Source organism: Pelomonas sp. Root405 (assembly GCF_001425165.1).
Lineage (GTDB): Bacteria > Pseudomonadota > Gammaproteobacteria > Burkholderiales > Burkholderiaceae_C > Pelomonas.
The window spans coordinates 32,385-49,325 of sequence record NZ_LMDU01000013.1; the positions used below are offsets into that span (position 1 = coordinate 32,385).

A 16,941-nucleotide genomic window follows, 5' to 3' on the forward strand; every position below is an offset into this window, starting at 1 on the left:
TTGCTGGCTGTCTCAGTGGCCGTTGATCAACAGCGCGTGTGAGCGCAGCGTCGCGTCCGCACGGTTGAGCAGCTCGGCAAACCCTTGCCGCTGCGCCAGCTCCGCCGCCTCCAGCAACAAGGGTCGCGCCTCAGCGACCGGCAGCGCGGCGGTCTGCAGTAACAAGCCCTCGGTCAGCGGTTCCAGCAGGCCGGCGTCGCGCGCGATGGCGACCTGGCGGGCGGCAGCGCCGGCATCACCTGCCAGCCCGTCCAGCCGCGCCAGGCGGATTTGCACGAGCGGATGTCGGCTGCGCGCCAGCAGCGCGCGCACCCGCTCGGCCAGCGCGGGGTCGGGCGGCAGGCCCCGGAAGTCGCGCAGCAGGCCGCGCAGCCAGGCGAGGTGTGACACGCGCAACGGGTCGTGGCTGCTGGCAAGCAAGGGCTCGGCAGCGTCCAGGTCGGCTTCTGCCAGATCGATGCAGCCGCTTTGCCAATACAGCCGCGCGCGTCGCACCAGGGCCTCGCCCTCGAACAGTGCCGAGCCCTGCGAGCGTCCGAGTTCAAGCGCGCGGTCAAGCACGCCACGCGCCTCGCCGTAGCGGCCGGCGCTGGTCAGCGTCAGGCCCAGCATGAGCAGCGACAGCGTCTCCGTGTGCGCCACGCCCTGCCAGCTGACCAGGCTGCGCCGCGCCATGGCTTCAGCGCGTGCCAGGTCGCCCAGCGCCTGCAGCATGACGCCCAGGTCGTTCTCTATCGTCAGACCGCGGCAGTAGTCGGGGTGGCGCTCCAGCAGCAGCTCGAAGGCATCGCGCGCCGCGCGCACCTGGCCGCCGAACCAGTGGATCTGGCCCTCATAACTGAGCAGCGAAGGCCGCGCCGGTGCGAGGTGGCGCAGCTGGCCCAGCAGCGCCCAGGCGGCCGGAATGTCGGGCTCGCGCATGGCCAGCTCGATGAGCACCTCGCAGGCGCTGCAGCGCTCGGCCAGCGGCAGCCTTGGCAGCAGCGGCCGCAACTGCTGCGCCAGCGCGGCGGCAGCGCCCAGGTCGCCGGAGAACACCGCGTTGTCGACCAGGCCGGCCAGCGCCTGACCTTCGATCTGCTCGCGCTGCGCCGGGTCGGCCACGGCGCCGGCCAGCTCCAGCACCTGCTGCAGCGCCTGGCGGCCTGCCGGCAGGTCGTGCAGCAGCGCGCATTCGGCCAGGCTCAGGCGCGCCTGCAGCGCCAGCGCCGGCTCGCGCGACTCCGTCGCGACGCGCTGCCACAGGGCCAGCGCCTCGTCGTAGCGGCCCCGCAGCTTCTGCTGGGCCGCACCGCGGTGCAGCCAGGCCAGCGCCGTCTGCGCCTCGCCGGCCGCCTGCCACAGCGCAGCCACGGCCAGAGGCTCGGCAGCGCCCTCCGTGCGCGCCCCCAAGGCGAGCGCCGCCCGCTGCCGCAGCGACTGGGCTTCGAAGGCCGGCAGCAGGGCCAGCACGGCCTCGCGCACCAGGTCGTGCCGGCACTGCAACGCGCCGTCCGCTTCCTCTCGCAGCAACGCGGCTTCGAGCGCCTGCCGTGCGGCGGGCAGCAGTTCGTCATCGACGACGCCGGCCACGCTGCCCAGCACCGCCAGCGGCAGCGGCCGGGCCAGCACGGCGGCGGCGCCGATGAGGCTGCGCGCCGCCGGGGTCAGGGCTTGCCAGCGGCGCATCAGCAGCTCGTGCACGCGCGGCGACACGGCCACGCCATCGGCGCGCGCCCTCAACAGCTCGCCCAGCACGAAGGCGTTGCCGTGGCTGGCGGCCAGCAACGCGGGCGCATCGGCGGTGTTCTGGCCGGCGCGGCCGAGCAGCTGCTGCACGGCGTCGAGCGCCAGCCCAGGCAGCGGCAGGCTGCGCAGGCGCTGGCCGTCCTGCTGCCGCGCCAGCCAGCGGCGCTGCTCGGGCGACAGCTCTTCTCCACGCGCGGCGCCGCGCCAGCGAAGCCTGCCGCGGTGGCCGAGCAGGGCCAGCAGCTCTAGGCTGGCGGCGTCCACCCACTGCAGGTCGTCCACCAGCAACAGCGGGCCGAGCGCCTCCAGCACGCGCGCCAGCCCTTCGAGCAACCGGGCGCGGGCGGTCAACGCATCGAGCGGCGGCAGCACCTCGTCGACCGCCAGCTCCGGCAACAGCCGCGCCAGGTCCAGCCGGTAGGCGGCCAGGCCGCGCTCGGGCTGACGCAGCAGCGCGCGGAGCAGGTCCAGCTGCGGCAGCAGCAATTCGACGACTGGCCGATAAGGCATCTGCGCGAGACCCTCCCGGCCCTGCAGCAGCGGCGCGCCCGGAAAGGCCGCCTTCAGCACGCTGGTCTTGCCCACGCCGGCCTCGCCCAGCAGCACCAGCGCCGGCGTGGTCTCGCAGCGGACCTGGGTCAGCCAGTCGGTCCGGCCGCACAAGGCATCGCCAGCATCGGGCGGCGGCGCCTCGCCGGGGTCCAGCAGCAGACGCAGCGGCGCCTGCCAGGGCGCGCTGCCGGCACGTTGCAGCGCCCGGCGCGCGGCGTCGTCCCACTGGCGTTGCAGCAGGGCGCCGCGTTCGTCGGCCCAGCGCCAGAACTCGTCGAAGGCGGCGAAGCGAAAACCCTGCAGCCAGGCTGCGGCTGGCCGAGCCAGCAGCTCGGCGCCATCGGCCTCCGCACACGCCATGTGCAGCAGCGCCAGGTCGTGCGGCAACAGCAGGCGCACGCGCTGGCGCTCGGCCACCAGCGCCTCGGCCTGGCCAAAGCCGGCGAGCAACTGGCGCAAGCGGTGCAGGTTGATGCGCAGATGGTGGCGGGCCTGCTCGCGTTCGGCATCGGGCCAGAACAGCGCGGCGAGCTGACCGCGCTCCACCCAGTGGCCCACGCAGGCCAGGTGGATCAGCAGGCAGGCGGGCAGCGTCGCCGGCAGCGTGCTTTCAGCGCCATCGGCCTGCCAGGCTGGAACTCCGAGCAGCTTGAGCATGGACGCAGTGTGCCCCCGCGCGCTCAGGCGCGGCGGCGCAGCGCGAGCAAGCCCAGGCCGGCGGCCAGCAGCATCCAGGCCGACGGCTCGGGCACCGGCGCCATCACCGGCGTCAGCGTGGCCGAGAAATTGTCCAGGCTGAGGAAGGCGCTGCCGCCGGTGCAGCCGTTGGCGCTGTTGCAGCTGGTGGCGAGCGTGTAGCGAAAGCCGACGTAGATCGGCGCCGCGCCCGCGCCGAAGTCCGGCCGCTGCAAGGAGCCGGCGACCGGCGGTATCCAGTCGGCCGCCGCAGCGTCGAAAGACCACTGCTGCGACAGGTAGCCGGGCTGGATCATCGACTTGCCGGTCACCAGCTCGCTGCCGGCAACGGTGTAGGTCACACCGCCCTGCAGCAGGGCCGGGCGGATGCTGCCCAGCGTGTCGAAGGCAAAGCTGCTCGACAGGCCGCGCAGGTCGGCGCTGAACGCCAGCTTGCCCAGCGCGCCGGACTGCGCCGGGTCGTAGGCCATGCCCGTGTAGAAGGCGCCGAGCCGGTTGGTCGAGCTGCTCAGGCCGGGGCTGGCCGGCGTGACGTAGCTGATGACCCAGTGCGAACCGGGGTTGCCCAGGTTGGCGTCGATGACCATGTTGGCGCTCGACGGCCCGTCGTCGGTGATCTGGATCAGGCTCCAGTCGGCGGCATTGAAGTTGCCGACGGCCAGGTTCAGGCCCGGACTGTCGGCAGCGGCATGCGTGGCGAAAGCCAGCGCAAGGCCGGCGAAGGAGAGTGAGACGAGGCGAGACATGGGCGGGCTCCGCGGCTGAGGACGTCGCAAACTCTGCCCGGCCACCGTCTCAGCACCGTCTCAGCCCGGGTTCGGGCCGGCGCCACGCCCGAGGGCATCGGGATAATGCCGGCCATTGTTGGCCTGCATTCCGATCCCGTGACCTCTCCTGCTTCCGATGGCCTCGTGCTGCGCGACGGCCCCCCGCTACCGCTGCTGTCCCACTTCAGGCTCGCCGCCTTCGACATGGACTCGACGCTGATCAGCATCGAGTGCATCGACGAGATCGCCGCCCTGGCCGGCAAGGGCGAGCAGGTGGCCGCCATCACCGAAGCCGCCATGCGCGGCGAGATCACCGACTTTAAGGACAGCCTTCGCCGGCGCCTGGCCATCCTGGCTGGCGTGCCGGCGGGCGTGCTGGACCGGGTGCTGGCCGAGCGGCTGGCCTTCAACCCCGGCGCGCGGGAGCTGTGCGCCGCATTGAAGGCCGCCGGGCTGAAGCTGGTGCTGGTCTCCGGCGGCTTCACCTTCTTCACGCGCTTCGTGGCCGCCGAGCTGGGCATGGACTTCGTGCGCAGCAATGAACTGGAGATTGCCGATGGCGCCCTCACCGGCCGCGTCGTCATGCAGGACTGGGGCGACATCTGCGACGGCGAGCAGAAGCGCCTGATGCTGCTGCAGTGCTGCGGGCAGGTCGGTTGCACGCCGGACCAGTCCATCGCCGTGGGCGACGGCGCCAACGATCTGCCGATGATGGGCGCGGCCGGTCTGTCGGTGGCCTACCGTGCCAAGCCCAAGGTGCGCGAGCAGGCCCGCATCGCCATCAACGATGGCGGCCTGGACCGGCTGCTGGAGCTGGTCCGGCCCTGATCCGGGCGCGCAGCTCAGCGCAGGCGACGCCGCGCGACGCCCGCCACCACGGCAAGACCCGCCAGCATCAGCGCATAGCTCTCGGGCTCCGGCACGGCGGTCACGGCCAGCACGTCGGCCACGATGGGCGTCGAGTTGGAGTTGGTGATCGTCGTCCAGTTGGCGCCGACGGCCAGCGCTGACTTCAGGTCGGCCATGTTGGCGTATGGCGTGTCGTTGCTCGTCACCTGGGCCGAGAACTGCGTGTAGCGCGTGGCCGTCACCGCGTCGACCTTGTACTCGCGCAGCTGGATGCCCGACAGGCCGGTCGCGGCCATCGGGTTGTCGGACGTCGCATAGCTGCCGCGGTTGGAAATGGCACCGAGGAAGGTAATGGCCGCCGGCTGATAGTTGGTCGCATACGACGCGGCCTGGTAGGCGTAGAGGATGTCGCCACCGCTGGAGATGTTGGACGCGCCGCCATTCAGGTTGGCAACGGTGCCGTTGGCCGTGCCGCCCGCCGCGCCGGACTTGGCCGCGTACTGGCCGTTGGTGCCGGTGCCGAGCAAGGCGACCGACGTGCCGGCTGCCACCGCGCTGCCGGCCGTCCAGGACCAGAAGGTCTCGGCCGTGGCCGAGAACACGCCAGCGGCCGGCGTCGTCTGCAGCACATTGGTGTCGGTGAAGTAGATGGTCGTGCCAGCGGCCAGGTCGACGAAGGTCACGAACGACCAGCCGCCCACCGTGGTGTTGCCGTTCACGCCGGTGAAGGCGAAATCGCCATTGGCGAGCGTGGTGCCGGCAGCTTGCGCGGTGCCGATGGATGCGGCGGCGAGTGCAGTGAGGGTCAGGAACTTACGCATGGGGTTGTCTCCGTTGGGTTGGTGTGTCGTGGGGATCAGCAGGCGCGCCGGCGGGCGGCGGCCAGGGTCAGCAAACCGCCCAGGGCCAGCAGGGCCGAGGCGGGTTCGGGCACGGGTGCCGCGGCCAGCACGAGGTTGTCGAGCGACACGCCGTAGTAGCTGTCGCGGTTGGTCAGCGTGAAGCCGGCGATGTCGGCAGCCCCGGCCAGGCGCGCGAAGGCGTAGTGGCCGCTGCTGCGGCCGCTCAGGTCCAGCGCCTCAATGAGGCTGCCGTCGGTGCGATAGAGCTGAAGCGTGATGGCGCCGCCGTCGGCGTCGCGCAGCTGGAAGCCCAGCGCCGACACCGGCGCGGAGAAGCGGGCCGAGATGGCGCCGAAGCCGTCGGCGGCCTCGGCCAGCGGCCCGACACCGAACAGCGCGGCGCCGTCGGCGTCGCCATAGTGGTAGGCGCCGAGGTTGGCGCCGGTAGCGCCGGCCAGCAGCGTCAGGCCCGCGGTGGGCGCGCCGAAGCCGAGGTCGTCGAACCAGTCCTGCGCCACCTCGCCCGGCCGGGGCGCCTTGGCCACGGCCAGTTCCTGGCCGGCAAAGCGCTCGCCGAACTGCACACCCCCGCTGCTGAGCAGGCCGTCGAGGGCGGCGCTGTCGAAGGGATGGGCGGCCAGTTCGTTGAAGCTGACCGTGACGGCGCCCAGCGATGCGTAGCTGACCTCCTGCAGGGCGGCGGACTGCGCCGGCACGCCAACGAGGCCGACGAGACTGCCCAGCAGCGCGGCGCGGATGTTGTGTTTGAACTTCATGGTGGTTTCCTTGTTCACTGGCCGCCGACGACGGTGACGTTGTCGAAGTCGGCCGTCACGACCGCGCTGTTGCTGCCCGACGAGAGGGCCAGGCCGACGTACAGGGTGGGCACGGCGACGGTGAGGTTGGTGGTTTCCGACCAGCTGACACCATCGGCCGACGCGGCGGAATAGACGGCGTTGCCGCGCCGCTCTACCCTGACCCAGACCGGCAGCGCGGAGCTGGAGAAGCTGCCGATGTTGGATTTGTTGTTGCCGTTGATGCCTGCGCGGATGGCGCCGGTGGACGAGTAGCGCGCGGTCCAGGCATAGGCCGGCGCGCCGGTCAGCCCGTTCATCGCGACGACGCCGGCGCGGGCCGAGTCGGCGCTGCCGCCCTGGGTGACGACGCGCGCGGTGAAGACGAAGTTGCCGGTCAGCGCCGCGTACTTGAAGTTGAAGGTGTAGGGGCTGCCGGTGTTGATGACGCCGGCGCCTGCCAGCGTGTAGGTGCCGGTAGCCTGCACATAGCTGGCCGCGGGCACGGGCACCGTGACCAGCGGGCTCAGCACCAGCTCGTTGCCGCCGTTGGCGCTGCAGGGCAGCGTGGGCGTGCAGGCCGTGCCGGGGATCAGCGGCGCCGGGCTCGGGCTCGGGCTCGGGGCCGGGCTCGGACTGGGTGATGGCGAAGGCGAAGGCGGCGGTGTCGGGCTCGGCGCCGGGGCCGGCGTGGGCGCGGGGCTGGGCGGGGGCGCGCTGGGCAGCGGCGCCGGCAGCGGGCCCTGCACGGCGAACATGCCAACGCGCCCGGCACCGGCATTCGCCTGCACGGCGCCGCGTGTGGCGTCGGCCGTGCGCAGCGTGTAGGCGTAAGGCGGCACCCAGTTCTGCTTGACGGGCACGCCTTCGCAGCCCTGCAGCTCGATGTCGATGACACCCGTCATCGGCTTGCCCAGGTCGTCCTTGTCGCTGATGAAGCGGTGACCGCTGCTGCGCATCGAGATCGCATCCTTGCCGCCCGCCAGCTTGCCGCAGACCTCCCTGGGCTTGAGGCCGGTGAACTCGTAGAAGTTGTTCTCGTTGATGACGTCGGACTGGTAGCGCGCGTCCAGTCCGGAGGCAAACTTCTTGTCGGGGTCGCTGGTCGTCGTGCTGCCGGTGACGAGGTTGTTGTACATGTGCAGTTGGCCGAAACGCACCAGCGGCAGGCGGCTGTAGGGGTGGTCCCACCAGTTGCCGGTCATCGTCACGTGGAGGCGGCCGGCGTCGCTCCAGGCGCGGCCGGAGTCACCGTTGCCGACCAGCGTGGTCTTGTGGTGCTTGGTGAAGATGCTGTTGGACACCGTCACGTAGTCGCTGCCGCGGATGATGTCCAGCGAGCCGTCGTGGCGCGTGTCGCCGGCCAGCGAGTCGGGCGTGTCGCCGTCACTGATGGTGACGTGGTCGACCCAGATCTGCTGGGCGCGCGTGATGGCGATGCCGTCCATGTAGGCATTGCCGCTGTCCTCGGGGTTCACGTCCCACGGCGTATCCAGCGCCAAGTTGCGCAAGATGATGTTGCGCGTCCAGGTCGGGAATGCTTCAGGGTCCTTGCCGGCGGCGACCCAGGCCTTGAAGTCCGCCTCCGGCCCGGCAGCGGTCGTGGCGGCCTCAATGCCGATCAGGATCTGCGTGCCGGTGATGCGCGCCGGGCGACCATTGCTGTCGTTGATGCCGACCAGCGTCGTGTTCGACGGGATGGAGAAGCTGCCGCCGTTTTTCTGATCCAGGAAGCCGGTGTACTCCTCGAACACCGTATTGCCGTCGCGCCAGCGGAAGTCGATGTGGCCGACGATGCGGATGATCTTGGGTTCGTTCTTGGCCTCGCGCAGCGCCGCCAGCAACTGCTCCTTGTTGAACACCGTGTAGATGCGGTTGGCGGCGGCTGAAGAGCCTCCGGTGACGATCACCTTGCCTTTGCGCGACTGGCCGTGCCAACCCATGTCGGGCGCGGTTTCGCGCTCGAAGCTCAGCACGCCGTTGGTGGGGTCGACCGTGGCGAACTGCCAGCCCGGCAGCTTGGGCGCCGCGCGGTAGTTGCCCGGGTTGTGCAGGCCATTGATCGTCGCCGGCGCGGCATAGGTGCGGTTGCCGCTGTCGAACAGCAGCGGCGCGCTGGTGTCGGTCAGCGACACGGCATCAATGACGGGCGCGGGCGGTGGCGTCACGGGCTTGGCCGGCCTCGCGGCAAGCGCCTTGGCGGTGGCGCTCTCGGTCGTGGCGCCCGTGTCGAGGCGGCCGGCCGTGGCCTGCTGCGCGCTCACGACGCTCGCAGGAGATTCCTGGCCGCCCCCGCAGGCCAGCAGGCCGAGCGAGATGGACGAAGCCAGCAGACCCAACTTGGGTTTGCATGTGGTCATGGCATGTCTCCGGCGCGCCTGTACAGCGCGCGCTTTGTGTTTGTTGGGCGTACCGACCCCGCTGCCGAGCGTTCGCAGCAGGCAGGCAAAGGCCCGCCCGGCACCCGGCCCGTCAGGGGTCAGGCGCGCAGCGCATCAGCAGTGAGGAACGGGGGATCGGCAGCAGGCCGAGATGGCGCTTCAGCCCTTGCGGCACCGGCTCGCTTGGGCGTCAGTGGAGAGCGGGCACAGCAGGCGCCTCGCACTGCAACGGCTGTCGAGACACCCGGCCACCCGGCGGTTTCCGGTCAACGGTCTCGGCTCAGCGAGCAGTTGGAACAGTGTTTCGTTTTTGGAGCGCCCGGTCAACGCGGGGCTATCCCTGAGGGCACCGATTCGGGGGGCGGGCCAAACCCGGGGGCGTCACCGACGCCCACTCCAGGCCGACCGAGGGCGCTCAGTCGCCACCCGGTCCCGGCAGGACCCGGACCCGCTGGCCCGCGAAATCGACGACCTGACCGGCGCGGATCTTGGCCGTCTTGCGCAGCTCGACCTGGCCATCGACGCTGACCTCGCCGGCGGCGATCAGCACGCGGGCGCGGCCGCCGCTGTCGGCCAGGCCGGTGGCCTTGAGCAATTTGTCGAGTTCGATGAACTCACCGCGAAGTTCCAGCTTGTGCATGCCGGGATTGTCGCCACAACAGCTGCCATGGCGACACGGCGGCCTCAGCGCCGTTGGGCGCGACGCCACCTCAGGCCGACGACGCCAAGGCCGCCCAGCATCAACAGCAGGCTCGCAGGCTCCGGCACGGCCGGGGGCGGCGTGAAGCCACCGCCGTTGTCGCCGAAGTCCCAGTTGGTGTTGGGGTCGTCGACGGTGGCCGAGTTGACGACCGTGCCGTAGAGCGACTGCACGCTGCCCAATCCTTGCTGCTCCGCGCCAGACAGCAGCGTCGCGCCGAAGGGCAGCTCGATGTAGCTGACGCTGCCGGTCTGCGAGAAGTCCGCGCTGGCGTTGTCGAACGCGTAGGCGTACTGGTAGGCCTGCAGGTTGAACACCGTTCCGTACTGGAACAGCAGCTTCTTGTAGACCGTCTTGGAGCCCGTCCAGGTCGTGTCCCAGGTGCCCGTGTTGGTGCCGAACTGCGATTGGAAGCTGACACCGCCGCTGTCGACGAAGTTGGCGCTGAGATTAAGCTGGGAGTAGGCGTTCTCGCTGTCCAGTGTGCTCGCCGAGTGAGCCGTCGTCGGAAAGTCGCCATGCAGCGTGATGCCGACCAGGATGGCCCCATAGCTGCCGGCCGGCCGGGCGGGGGTCGGGGCGATGTAGAAGCCCTGGCTCCAGTTGGCATAGGCGTAGGCATAGGCCGAGGAGTTGGGGGCGTCAGCGGCATTGCCCTGGGCATCGTGCGTGCTGACCGTCATCTGCCCGCGCAGCTTCAGCCCGTCGACCTGGGCCTGGCCGGTGGCACTGAAGCCATAGAGGCCGTTGCTGGTGACGATGTCATAGATGGGGTCCTGCCCGCCCAGGCCGGGCTGGATCATGAAGTTCATCGACGCGATGCCGCCCGCCGTGTTGTTCCAGGGCGGCTGGTAGTACGCGTATGAACTCGGCATGCGCAGCTGGAAGCTTGCATTGCCGAGAATGGCGCTGGTGTAGGAGGTGTCCACGTAACCATAGGTCTGGGCGGACGTGCTGAACGACAGTGTGGGCACGGTCTGCGCCACCGCTCCCCAGGCAGCGCCCGCGAGCGCCAACCCGGCGCTCAGCCGGGCGAACATGAACTTCTGCATCTTGCTTCCCCTTTGATGGCCGACAGGGCCGGAAAGCAGGATAGGAAGCCGGCGTCGCGGGCCTCTCATCAGAACTGACGAGAGTGCCGAACCTAGGGGGTCTCAGCCTTCAACCTGCAGGCGGCGCTGTGCGGACTCGCGGATGGCCGTCAGCGTGCTGCGCGAGGTGCTCACATCGCTGGACAGCCGCAGGTGCAGCAGCGCTGGCTTGGCCGAAGCGATGGCCGCGTCCAGCGCCGGCCCGACCTCGGCCGTGCTCTCGGCCTTGAAGGCCGCAAAGCCAAAGGCCTCGGCAAGCCGCGCGAAGTCGGGGTTGAACAGATCGCTGCCCGCCACGCGGCCCGGGTATTCGCGCTCCTGGTGCATGCGAATGGTGCCGTAGGTGCCGTTGTCGACCACGATGACGAGCAGCTTCCTCGCGCCGTACCCGATGGCCGTGGCCAGCTCCTGGCCCGTCATCAGGAAGTCGCCGTCACCGGCGATGTTGACGACCCAGCGGTCCTGCAAAAGCGCAGCCGCCACGGCGGCGGGCACGCCGTAGCCCATCGCGCCGGAGGTCGGCGCCAGCTGCGTCTTGCCGAAACGGTGCAGCGCCGTGTAGCGGTGGAAGCGATGCAGCCAGCCGCTGTAGTTGCCGGCACCGTTGGTGAAGATGCTGCCCTCGGGCAGCTTGGCATCGACGAGGCGAATCACCTCGGCCATGTCCAGCGGCGCCACCGGCGTAGGCACGAGGTTGGCCTCGTAGTCGGCATGGGCCGCGGCCGTCCAGTCGCGCCAGGCGATGTCGGCGGGCGGCTGCAGTGCGGCAAGCGCCGGTGCGGCTTGGCCCATGCTCGCGTTGATAAGCAGCTCGGCCGTGTAGACGCGGCCCAGCTCCTCGGCGCCGGCGTGGATGTGGATGAGCTGCTGCGCCGGGCGCGGTGCCTGCAGCAGCGTGTAGCCGCCAGTCGTCATCTCGCCCAGGCGCGGTCCGATGGCGAGGATGAGGTCGGCCTCTTTCACGCGCGCCGCGAGCTTGGGATTGATGCCGATGCCGACGTCGCCAGCGTAGTTCGGGTGGGCGTTGTCGAACAGGTCCTGGAAGCGGAAGGCGCAGCCGACGGGCAGTTGCCAGGCTTCAGCGAAGGCCTGCAGCGCAGTCGTGGCCTCGGACGTCCAGCCGCCACCGCCGGCGATGACAAGCGGCTTCTTCGCTGCCGCCAGGCGCTCGCGCAGTTCGGCCAGCGCCGCCGGCGTCGGCGCCGCCTCGGCAGGCCGCGCGGGCGCGACGACCGGTGCGGTGATGGGCTTGGTCAGCATGTCCTCAGGCAGCACCAGCACGACCGGGCCAGGGCGGCCCTGCATGGCGGTGTGGAAGGCGCGCGCGACGTACTCGGGCAGCCGCTCGGCGTCATGCACCTCGCCCACCCACTTGGCCATGCCGAGCGTGCCGGGGCCGAACATCTGGCGGTAATCCACCTCCTGGAAGGCCTCGCGGTCGCGCTGGTCGCTGGCGACCTGGCCGATGAACAGGATCATCGGCGTGCTGTCCTGGAAGGCCGTGTGCAGGCCGATGCTGGCGTTCGTCGCGCCCGGTCCGCGCGTCACGAAGCAGATGCCGGGCTTGCCGGTCAGCTTGCCCTGCGCCTCGGCCATGAAGGCTGCGCCGCCCTCCTGGCGGCAGGCGATGAAGCGGATCTTGTCGGCGTATTCGTGGAAGCCGTCGAGGACGGCGAGGAAGGATTCGCCGGGCACACCGAAGGCGGTGTCAATGCCCTGGGCAATCAGCGCTTCGACCAGCTTGTGGCCGGCCAGGCTGGGGGTGGTAGCTTGTCTAGTCATGTTGGGACTTTAGCCGGCAGCCCGGCCGGCGAGGCCACCACAGGTGTCGGGAAACTTTACGAAGCTCGCTCGCCCAGACAGCCCCAGGCGGATGGCGCCGGGGGCTCCAATGTGGAATTGCCGGGCGCCGACGAGGAATGCACCGGCCCTGCCGCATGCAGGGAGCGATTCTTGCGTCGACCCATCGCCCAACCTCGCAGGAGCACCGTGATGAACTTCAAGCACATAGCAGCCACTCTCAGCTTGGCCCTCGCCAGCCCGTTCGCGGGGGCGGCGCTGATCTACACGTTCAACTACGACGCCATGGGCAACTACGGGGCGGCGTCCATCAGCTTCAGCAGCGCCGGCTTTGCGCAGAACACGGGGGATGTCCTCACCTATGTCAACGGCGACATCAACGGCTGCGCACCGACGTCCATCGCCGTTGACGGGCTCAACGCCTTCGCGACGCCCGTCTTCGCCAACGGATCCTGCGGTGACGGCGTGGGTCCGGCCGTCGACGGCCTCTTCTTCAGGCCGGACGTGATGCCACCGCTGACCCTCGGCACCTTCGTGTCCACGGGCACAGCAGGACGCCAGTTCGAGTTCGCAGGCGGCAACTTCTACCAGTACGTCGATGGCTCGCTGACGATTCGCGATGACGGCGTGCTTCCCGAACCGGCATCCTTGTCGCTGGTCGGGCTGGCGCTCGCGCTGGGCGCGGGCCTGCGCATGCGTCGCCGGCAGTAGCGGCCGGCGGCGCTACGGCACGTTCAGCCACTGCCAGAGCGTGTAGACAGAAGCCGCCACGCCGATCAACGTGACCAGCACCTGCAAAGCTGGCGGCACCGTGATGAGCGACTTCTGCCACCACTGCGTCCAGCCGGGGTGACGCTCCTTGAGCCACTCGATGGCGTCGGACGTCGGCACCAGCCTCTCACCCGTGACACCCAGATAGTCCTTGGACATCAACTCACTGACCCACGCCTGCACCTGCGCCTGCCGCTCAGCCTCGGCACCCGGCGGGTGGAGTTCGGCCTCGAAGAAGGCCAGCGCCGAGAACGGCAGGCCGTCGCGGCGGACCTGCTGCACGTCAGGCCGCCAGAAATAGCCGAGAAGCCTCACGTGGTCTGACGACAGCTTGTGCCGCTCCGCCTCGTTGCTGCGGTGCTTGTGTTCTTTGGCACGCGCTTCCAGTTCGGCCAGCAGCCGGTACCAGTCGTCAGGCTTGCCCATCAACAGCTCCCGTCGTGAGGACGGCGCAGTATGCGCAGTCGTGGGACGGCGCACCAGCCCTGGAACGCCCAGCGCTAAGGTGTTGACTGACCGTCGGAGCCGTCGCCCTCGGCGTGCGCCGCGGCCAGCGCCTCTTCCCGCGCGGTGGCGAACAAGTCCCACACGGCCATGAACATCGCTGCGATGACCGGGCCGATGACGAAACCGTTGATGCCGAAGATGGCCATGCCGCCAATGGTCGAGATCAGCACCAGGTAGTCGGGCATCTTGGTGTCCTTGCCGACCAGGATCGGGCGCAGCACGTTGTCCACCAGGCCGATGACGAGCACGCCATAGGCGATCAGCGCCACGCCCTGCCAGATGGCCCCCGTGACCAGGAAATAGATGGCCACCGGCAGCCAGATCAGCGCCGCACCGATAGCCGGCAGCAGCGACAGGAAACCCATGATCACCGCCCACAGCAGCGCGCCCTGGATGTTCAGGTACCAGAACGCCAGGCCGCCCAACGCGCCCTGGGTGGCGGCCACCAGCACATTGCCCTTGACGGTGGCGCGGATGACGGTGATGAACTTGGCCGACAGGTGGCGTCGATGGTCAGGGTCGAGCGGCACGGCGGCGCGCAGGCGCCGGCTCAGGCCCACGCCGTCGCGCAGCAGGAAGAAGGCCAGGTACAGCATCACGAAGAAGCTGACCACCAGGTCCAGCGCGTTCTGCCCGACGCTGTAGACCTGGGTCGCAATCGCCTGGCTGCCACGGCCGATGGCATCGGTGATGCGCGCCTGCAGTTCCTTGAAATCCGTCAGGCCGAAGTGCTCCAGCAGGTCGTGAAGCCCGGTCGGCAGCACCGCGACGACCTGTTCGAAGTACCGGGCAAAGTCCGTCTCGCCCGATTGCAGCCGCTGGTAGAGCGCGGCGCCTTCCTTGACCAGCATGCCGGTCAACAGGCTCAGGGGCAGCACGACGATCAGCACGATCATCAACAGGGTGACCAGGGCCGCCAGCGTGCGCCGCTGCTTCCACCTGCGCATCAGCCAGGCATGGACCGGCATGAAGATGATGGCGATGACGGCGCCCCAGAACACGGCGCCGAAGAACGGCTGCAGGATCCAAGCGAACGCCAGGCTGACCGCGACCATCAGCGCCAGGAAGGCGTTGTGCTCAAGGGTCGGTGAGGTGACGAAGTTCTTGAATTTCATGGCGCGGCGGGTCAACCCGGGGTGGGCGATGTCGCGCATGGTACGGGCGGGCCACGCCGCCTCACGTCGCTCTCAGGCCGGCACCGCGGCCGCCGCCCGGCGGCTGAGCCCCAGCCCCACCAGCCCCGCCGAAGCAATGCCCAGCATCAGCGCCGCCGCTGAGCCGGCGAATACGCCGCGCGGCATGCCGTGGTCGAGGATGGCGCCGAACACCGGCGCAGCAATCGCAAAGCCGATGTCCAGACCGGAGTAGACCGTGCCATAGACCCGCCCGGTTGCCCCCGGCGGCGAGGCGCGCTTGATCAGCATGTCGCGCGACGGGCCGGCCAGGCCGGTGCCAAAGCCCGCCAGCGCAGCGACGCTGGCCGCCAGCGCGCCGGGCAGCCAGCCGCTGGCCACCAGCAGCAGCAGCGCCGCGGCAAAGGCCATGGCATAGGCAATCGTCCGCTCCAGCCGCTCGGCCCTGGCCACGAGGAAACCGCCACAGACCATGCCCGCCGCGCCGGCCAGCATGTAGCCGGTGACGACATACGCGGTCAGCGCCAGCGGCAGGCCGTAGATTTGATGCAGCGCCGGGCTGGCAAAGCTCTGGATGGCCGACAGCGCGGCCGTGGTCCAGAAGAAGAAGGAGAAGCACAGCCACACCGACGGCAGCTTCAGGAAGGCCATCGGGTGCTCGGGCTTGGCACCCGCGGCCGGCTTGGCGTGGCCCCAGGAGCCCTCGCGGTCGTCGATGGCCGAGCGCTGCCAGAACAGCAGGGTCATCACCGCCAGCGCGACGAGCGCGGTGCCCACATAGGCGAAGCGCCAGTTGCCGGTGGCTTGCGCAATGCCGATGGAGAACACAGGCGCCAGCGCCCAGCCGAGGTTGCCGCTGATGCCATGCACCGAGAAGGCATGGCCCAGGCGTGGTTGCGACACGCGCTTGTTCAAGATGGTGAAGTCGGCCGGGTGGAAGGGCGCATTGCCAACACCGGCCAGCGCCGCGGCGAGCATCAAGCCGCCAAAGCCCTGCGCCAGGCCAGCCGCAACGGAGGCGAAGAAGAAGCAGACCATCGCCGCGAACAGCACGGGCCGCGCACCGATGCGGTCGACGAGAAAGCCCGCCAGCGCCTGGCCGGCACCCGAGATGACGAAGAAGGTCGTCACCAGCAAGCCCAGCTCGGAATAGCTCAGCCCGAACGCCTGGATGAAGGCCGGGAACAGCGGCGGCAGCAACATGTGGAAGAAATGCGAGGTGCCATGCGCGACGCCGATGGTCGAGATCGTCGTGATGTCGCGCCGGCGCAGGCTGCCAGCGTCGAGGGGGATTGCGGTGTCCATGGGCAACACTTTAGGAACTGGCCCGCAGGCGTGGTTGCGACGGTTCGTCAATTCCTGTTGAAATCCAGTCATGGCCAGCCGCAACAGCATCCCAGCCCTGTCACCCGCTCGATACGCGCCAACGCCGGAGCGCCCGCTGCGGGCCAAGGCGCGCCTGCTGGAGCACCTGACCGACATCCAGCCGCATCGCCATGACTGGGCACAACTGGTCTTCTCGATGACCGGCGCCGTGCGCGTGAGCACGGAAGGCACCCAGACGGCCACCTACATCGTGCCGCCCTCACGCGCGGTGTGGATCCCGCCCGGCATCGTCCATGCCGTGACGGCCATCGAGCGCTGTGACCTGCGCACTGTCTATCTGGGCGCCGAGCTGCTGCCCGGCGACGCGTGGCGCGTTGGCCGCGTGCTGGAGGTGTCGCCCCTGTTGCGCGAGCTGGTGGCGGCGCTGCCCGGCGAGCCGGACCCACAGCCAACGGAGACATCGGACGAGGCCGAACGCCGCCAGGGCATCGAGCGCCTCGTGCTGGCCGAGCTCAAACGCGCTCGCCCGCTGGCGCTGGGCGTCGCCCTGCCCCAGGACGCCCGGCTGCGCCGCCTGTGTGAAGCCATGCTGCGCGAGCCCGGCCGCCATGCCGGCCTGGACGAATGGGCGGCAGAGGCCGGCGCCAGCCCGCGCACGCTGAGCCGGCTGTTCCGCGAGCAGCTCGGCACCAGCTTTGCGCAATGGCGTTCGCAGTTGCTGCTGGCCCATGCGCTGACGCTGGCGGCGCGCGGCCGGCCCATGAGCCATATCGCGGCCGAGCTGGGCTATGCCAGCGCCAGCGCCTTCACCGCCATGGTCACGCGCACGGTCGGCATGCCGCCGAGCCGCTTTTTCGCAGCAGCCTGAGGCTTGCCAGCGCCGAACCGCCTCGCTTACGCCCTCTTACGTCGGCTTGACGCCGCGGTCCTCGGCGGGCAGCCCCCGCGCGTTGAACTGATGACCGCGCGTGCCAACATGGCTCTCGAGGATCAACGACAAACCT

14 protein-coding genes are annotated in these 16,941 nt (G+C 69.9%); 3 read left to right on the forward strand and 11 right to left on the reverse strand.

Annotated features, from left to right (window positions below):
* Positions 1 to 12: 12 nt before the first annotated feature.
* Both ASC81_RS16110 and ASC81_RS16115 read right to left on the reverse strand, forming a co-directional pair.
* Positions 13 to 2,937 carry an AAA family ATPase gene (locus ASC81_RS16110; protein ID WP_056269166.1) on the reverse strand — a complete coding sequence of 975 codons (2,925 nt, stop codon included), beginning with the start codon at positions 2,935 to 2,937 and terminating at the stop codon, positions 13 to 15.
* Positions 2,938 to 2,960: 23 nt separating this feature from the next.
* Positions 2,961 to 3,722: a PEP-CTERM sorting domain-containing protein gene (locus ASC81_RS16115; RefSeq protein WP_056269167.1), complete on the reverse strand. Its 762-nt coding sequence runs from the start codon at positions 3,720 to 3,722 to the stop codon at positions 2,961 to 2,963.
* A gap of 105 nt (positions 3,723 to 3,827) precedes the next feature.
* Between ASC81_RS16115 and serB the strand changes: the two genes are divergently transcribed.
* Positions 3,828 to 4,571 (forward strand): phosphoserine phosphatase SerB, encoded by a 744-nt coding sequence (gene serB / locus ASC81_RS16120; protein WP_056269169.1) that lies wholly within the window; start codon positions 3,828 to 3,830, stop codon positions 4,569 to 4,571.
* Between the two features lie 14 nt (positions 4,572 to 4,585).
* On the opposite strand, the gene ASC81_RS27920 is transcribed toward serB, so the two are convergent.
* The 6 genes from ASC81_RS27920 to ASC81_RS16150 all read right to left on the reverse strand — a co-directional run bounded on the left by ASC81_RS27920 (position 4,586) and on the right by ASC81_RS16150 (position 12,182).
* Positions 4,586 to 5,413: a PEP-CTERM sorting domain-containing protein gene (locus ASC81_RS27920; protein ID WP_056269170.1), complete on the reverse strand. Its 828-nt coding sequence runs from the start codon at positions 5,411 to 5,413 to the stop codon at positions 4,586 to 4,588.
* A gap of 35 nt (positions 5,414 to 5,448) precedes the next feature.
* Positions 5,449 to 6,210 carry a hypothetical protein gene (locus tag ASC81_RS16130; RefSeq protein ID WP_156392178.1) on the reverse strand — a complete coding sequence of 254 codons (762 nt, stop codon included), beginning with the start codon at positions 6,208 to 6,210 and terminating at the stop codon, positions 5,449 to 5,451.
* A 14-nt stretch (positions 6,211 to 6,224) separates the two neighbouring features.
* Positions 6,225 to 8,588, reverse strand: a complete 2,364-nt coding sequence (locus ASC81_RS16135; protein WP_235533681.1) for a polysaccharide lyase — start codon at positions 8,586 to 8,588, stop codon at positions 6,225 to 6,227.
* Between the two features lie 436 nt (positions 8,589 to 9,024).
* Complete coding sequence (locus ASC81_RS16140; protein WP_056269178.1) at positions 9,025 to 9,249, reverse strand: RNA-binding S4 domain-containing protein; 225 nt, start codon at positions 9,247 to 9,249, stop codon at positions 9,025 to 9,027.
* 44 nt (positions 9,250 to 9,293) lie between these two features.
* On the reverse strand, positions 9,294 to 10,361 hold the full coding sequence (locus ASC81_RS16145) for a PEP-CTERM sorting domain-containing protein (RefSeq protein WP_056269180.1): 1,068 nt from the start codon (positions 10,359 to 10,361) through the stop codon (positions 9,294 to 9,296).
* A 102-nt stretch (positions 10,362 to 10,463) separates the two neighbouring features.
* Complete coding sequence (locus tag ASC81_RS16150; protein ID WP_056269182.1) at positions 10,464 to 12,182, reverse strand: thiamine pyrophosphate-binding protein; 1,719 nt, start codon at positions 12,180 to 12,182, stop codon at positions 10,464 to 10,466.
* Between the two features lie 210 nt (positions 12,183 to 12,392).
* On the opposite strand from ASC81_RS16150, the gene ASC81_RS16155 reads away from it, so the two are divergent.
* The gene (locus ASC81_RS16155; protein ID WP_056269184.1) at positions 12,393 to 12,911 is read left to right on the forward strand and encodes a PEP-CTERM sorting domain-containing protein; all 519 of its coding nucleotides are present in this window, start codon (positions 12,393 to 12,395) and stop codon (positions 12,909 to 12,911) included.
* 12 nt (positions 12,912 to 12,923) lie between these two features.
* Here the strand turns inward: ASC81_RS16155 and ASC81_RS16160 are convergent, their stop codons facing one another.
* The 3 genes from ASC81_RS16160 to ASC81_RS16170 all read right to left on the reverse strand — a co-directional run bounded on the left by ASC81_RS16160 (position 12,924) and on the right by ASC81_RS16170 (position 15,916).
* Positions 12,924 to 13,397, reverse strand: coding sequence for a hypothetical protein (locus ASC81_RS16160; RefSeq protein ID WP_056269185.1), 474 nt, complete (start codon positions 13,395 to 13,397; stop codon positions 12,924 to 12,926).
* A gap of 74 nt (positions 13,398 to 13,471) precedes the next feature.
* A complete protein-coding gene (locus ASC81_RS16165; RefSeq protein ID WP_056269187.1) occupies positions 13,472 to 14,593 on the reverse strand; it encodes an AI-2E family transporter in 1,122 nt (373 codons plus the stop codon).
* Between the two features lie 72 nt (positions 14,594 to 14,665).
* Entirely contained in the window at positions 14,666 to 15,916 is a 1,251-nt protein-coding gene (locus ASC81_RS16170; RefSeq protein WP_156392180.1) for an MFS transporter, read from the reverse strand.
* 70 nt (positions 15,917 to 15,986) lie between these two features.
* Between ASC81_RS16170 and ASC81_RS16175 the strand changes: the two genes are divergently transcribed.
* A complete protein-coding gene (locus ASC81_RS16175) occupies positions 15,987 to 16,805 on the forward strand; it encodes a helix-turn-helix domain-containing protein (RefSeq protein WP_056269189.1) in 819 nt (272 codons plus the stop codon).
* Positions 16,806 to 16,941: the final 136 nt, after the last annotated feature.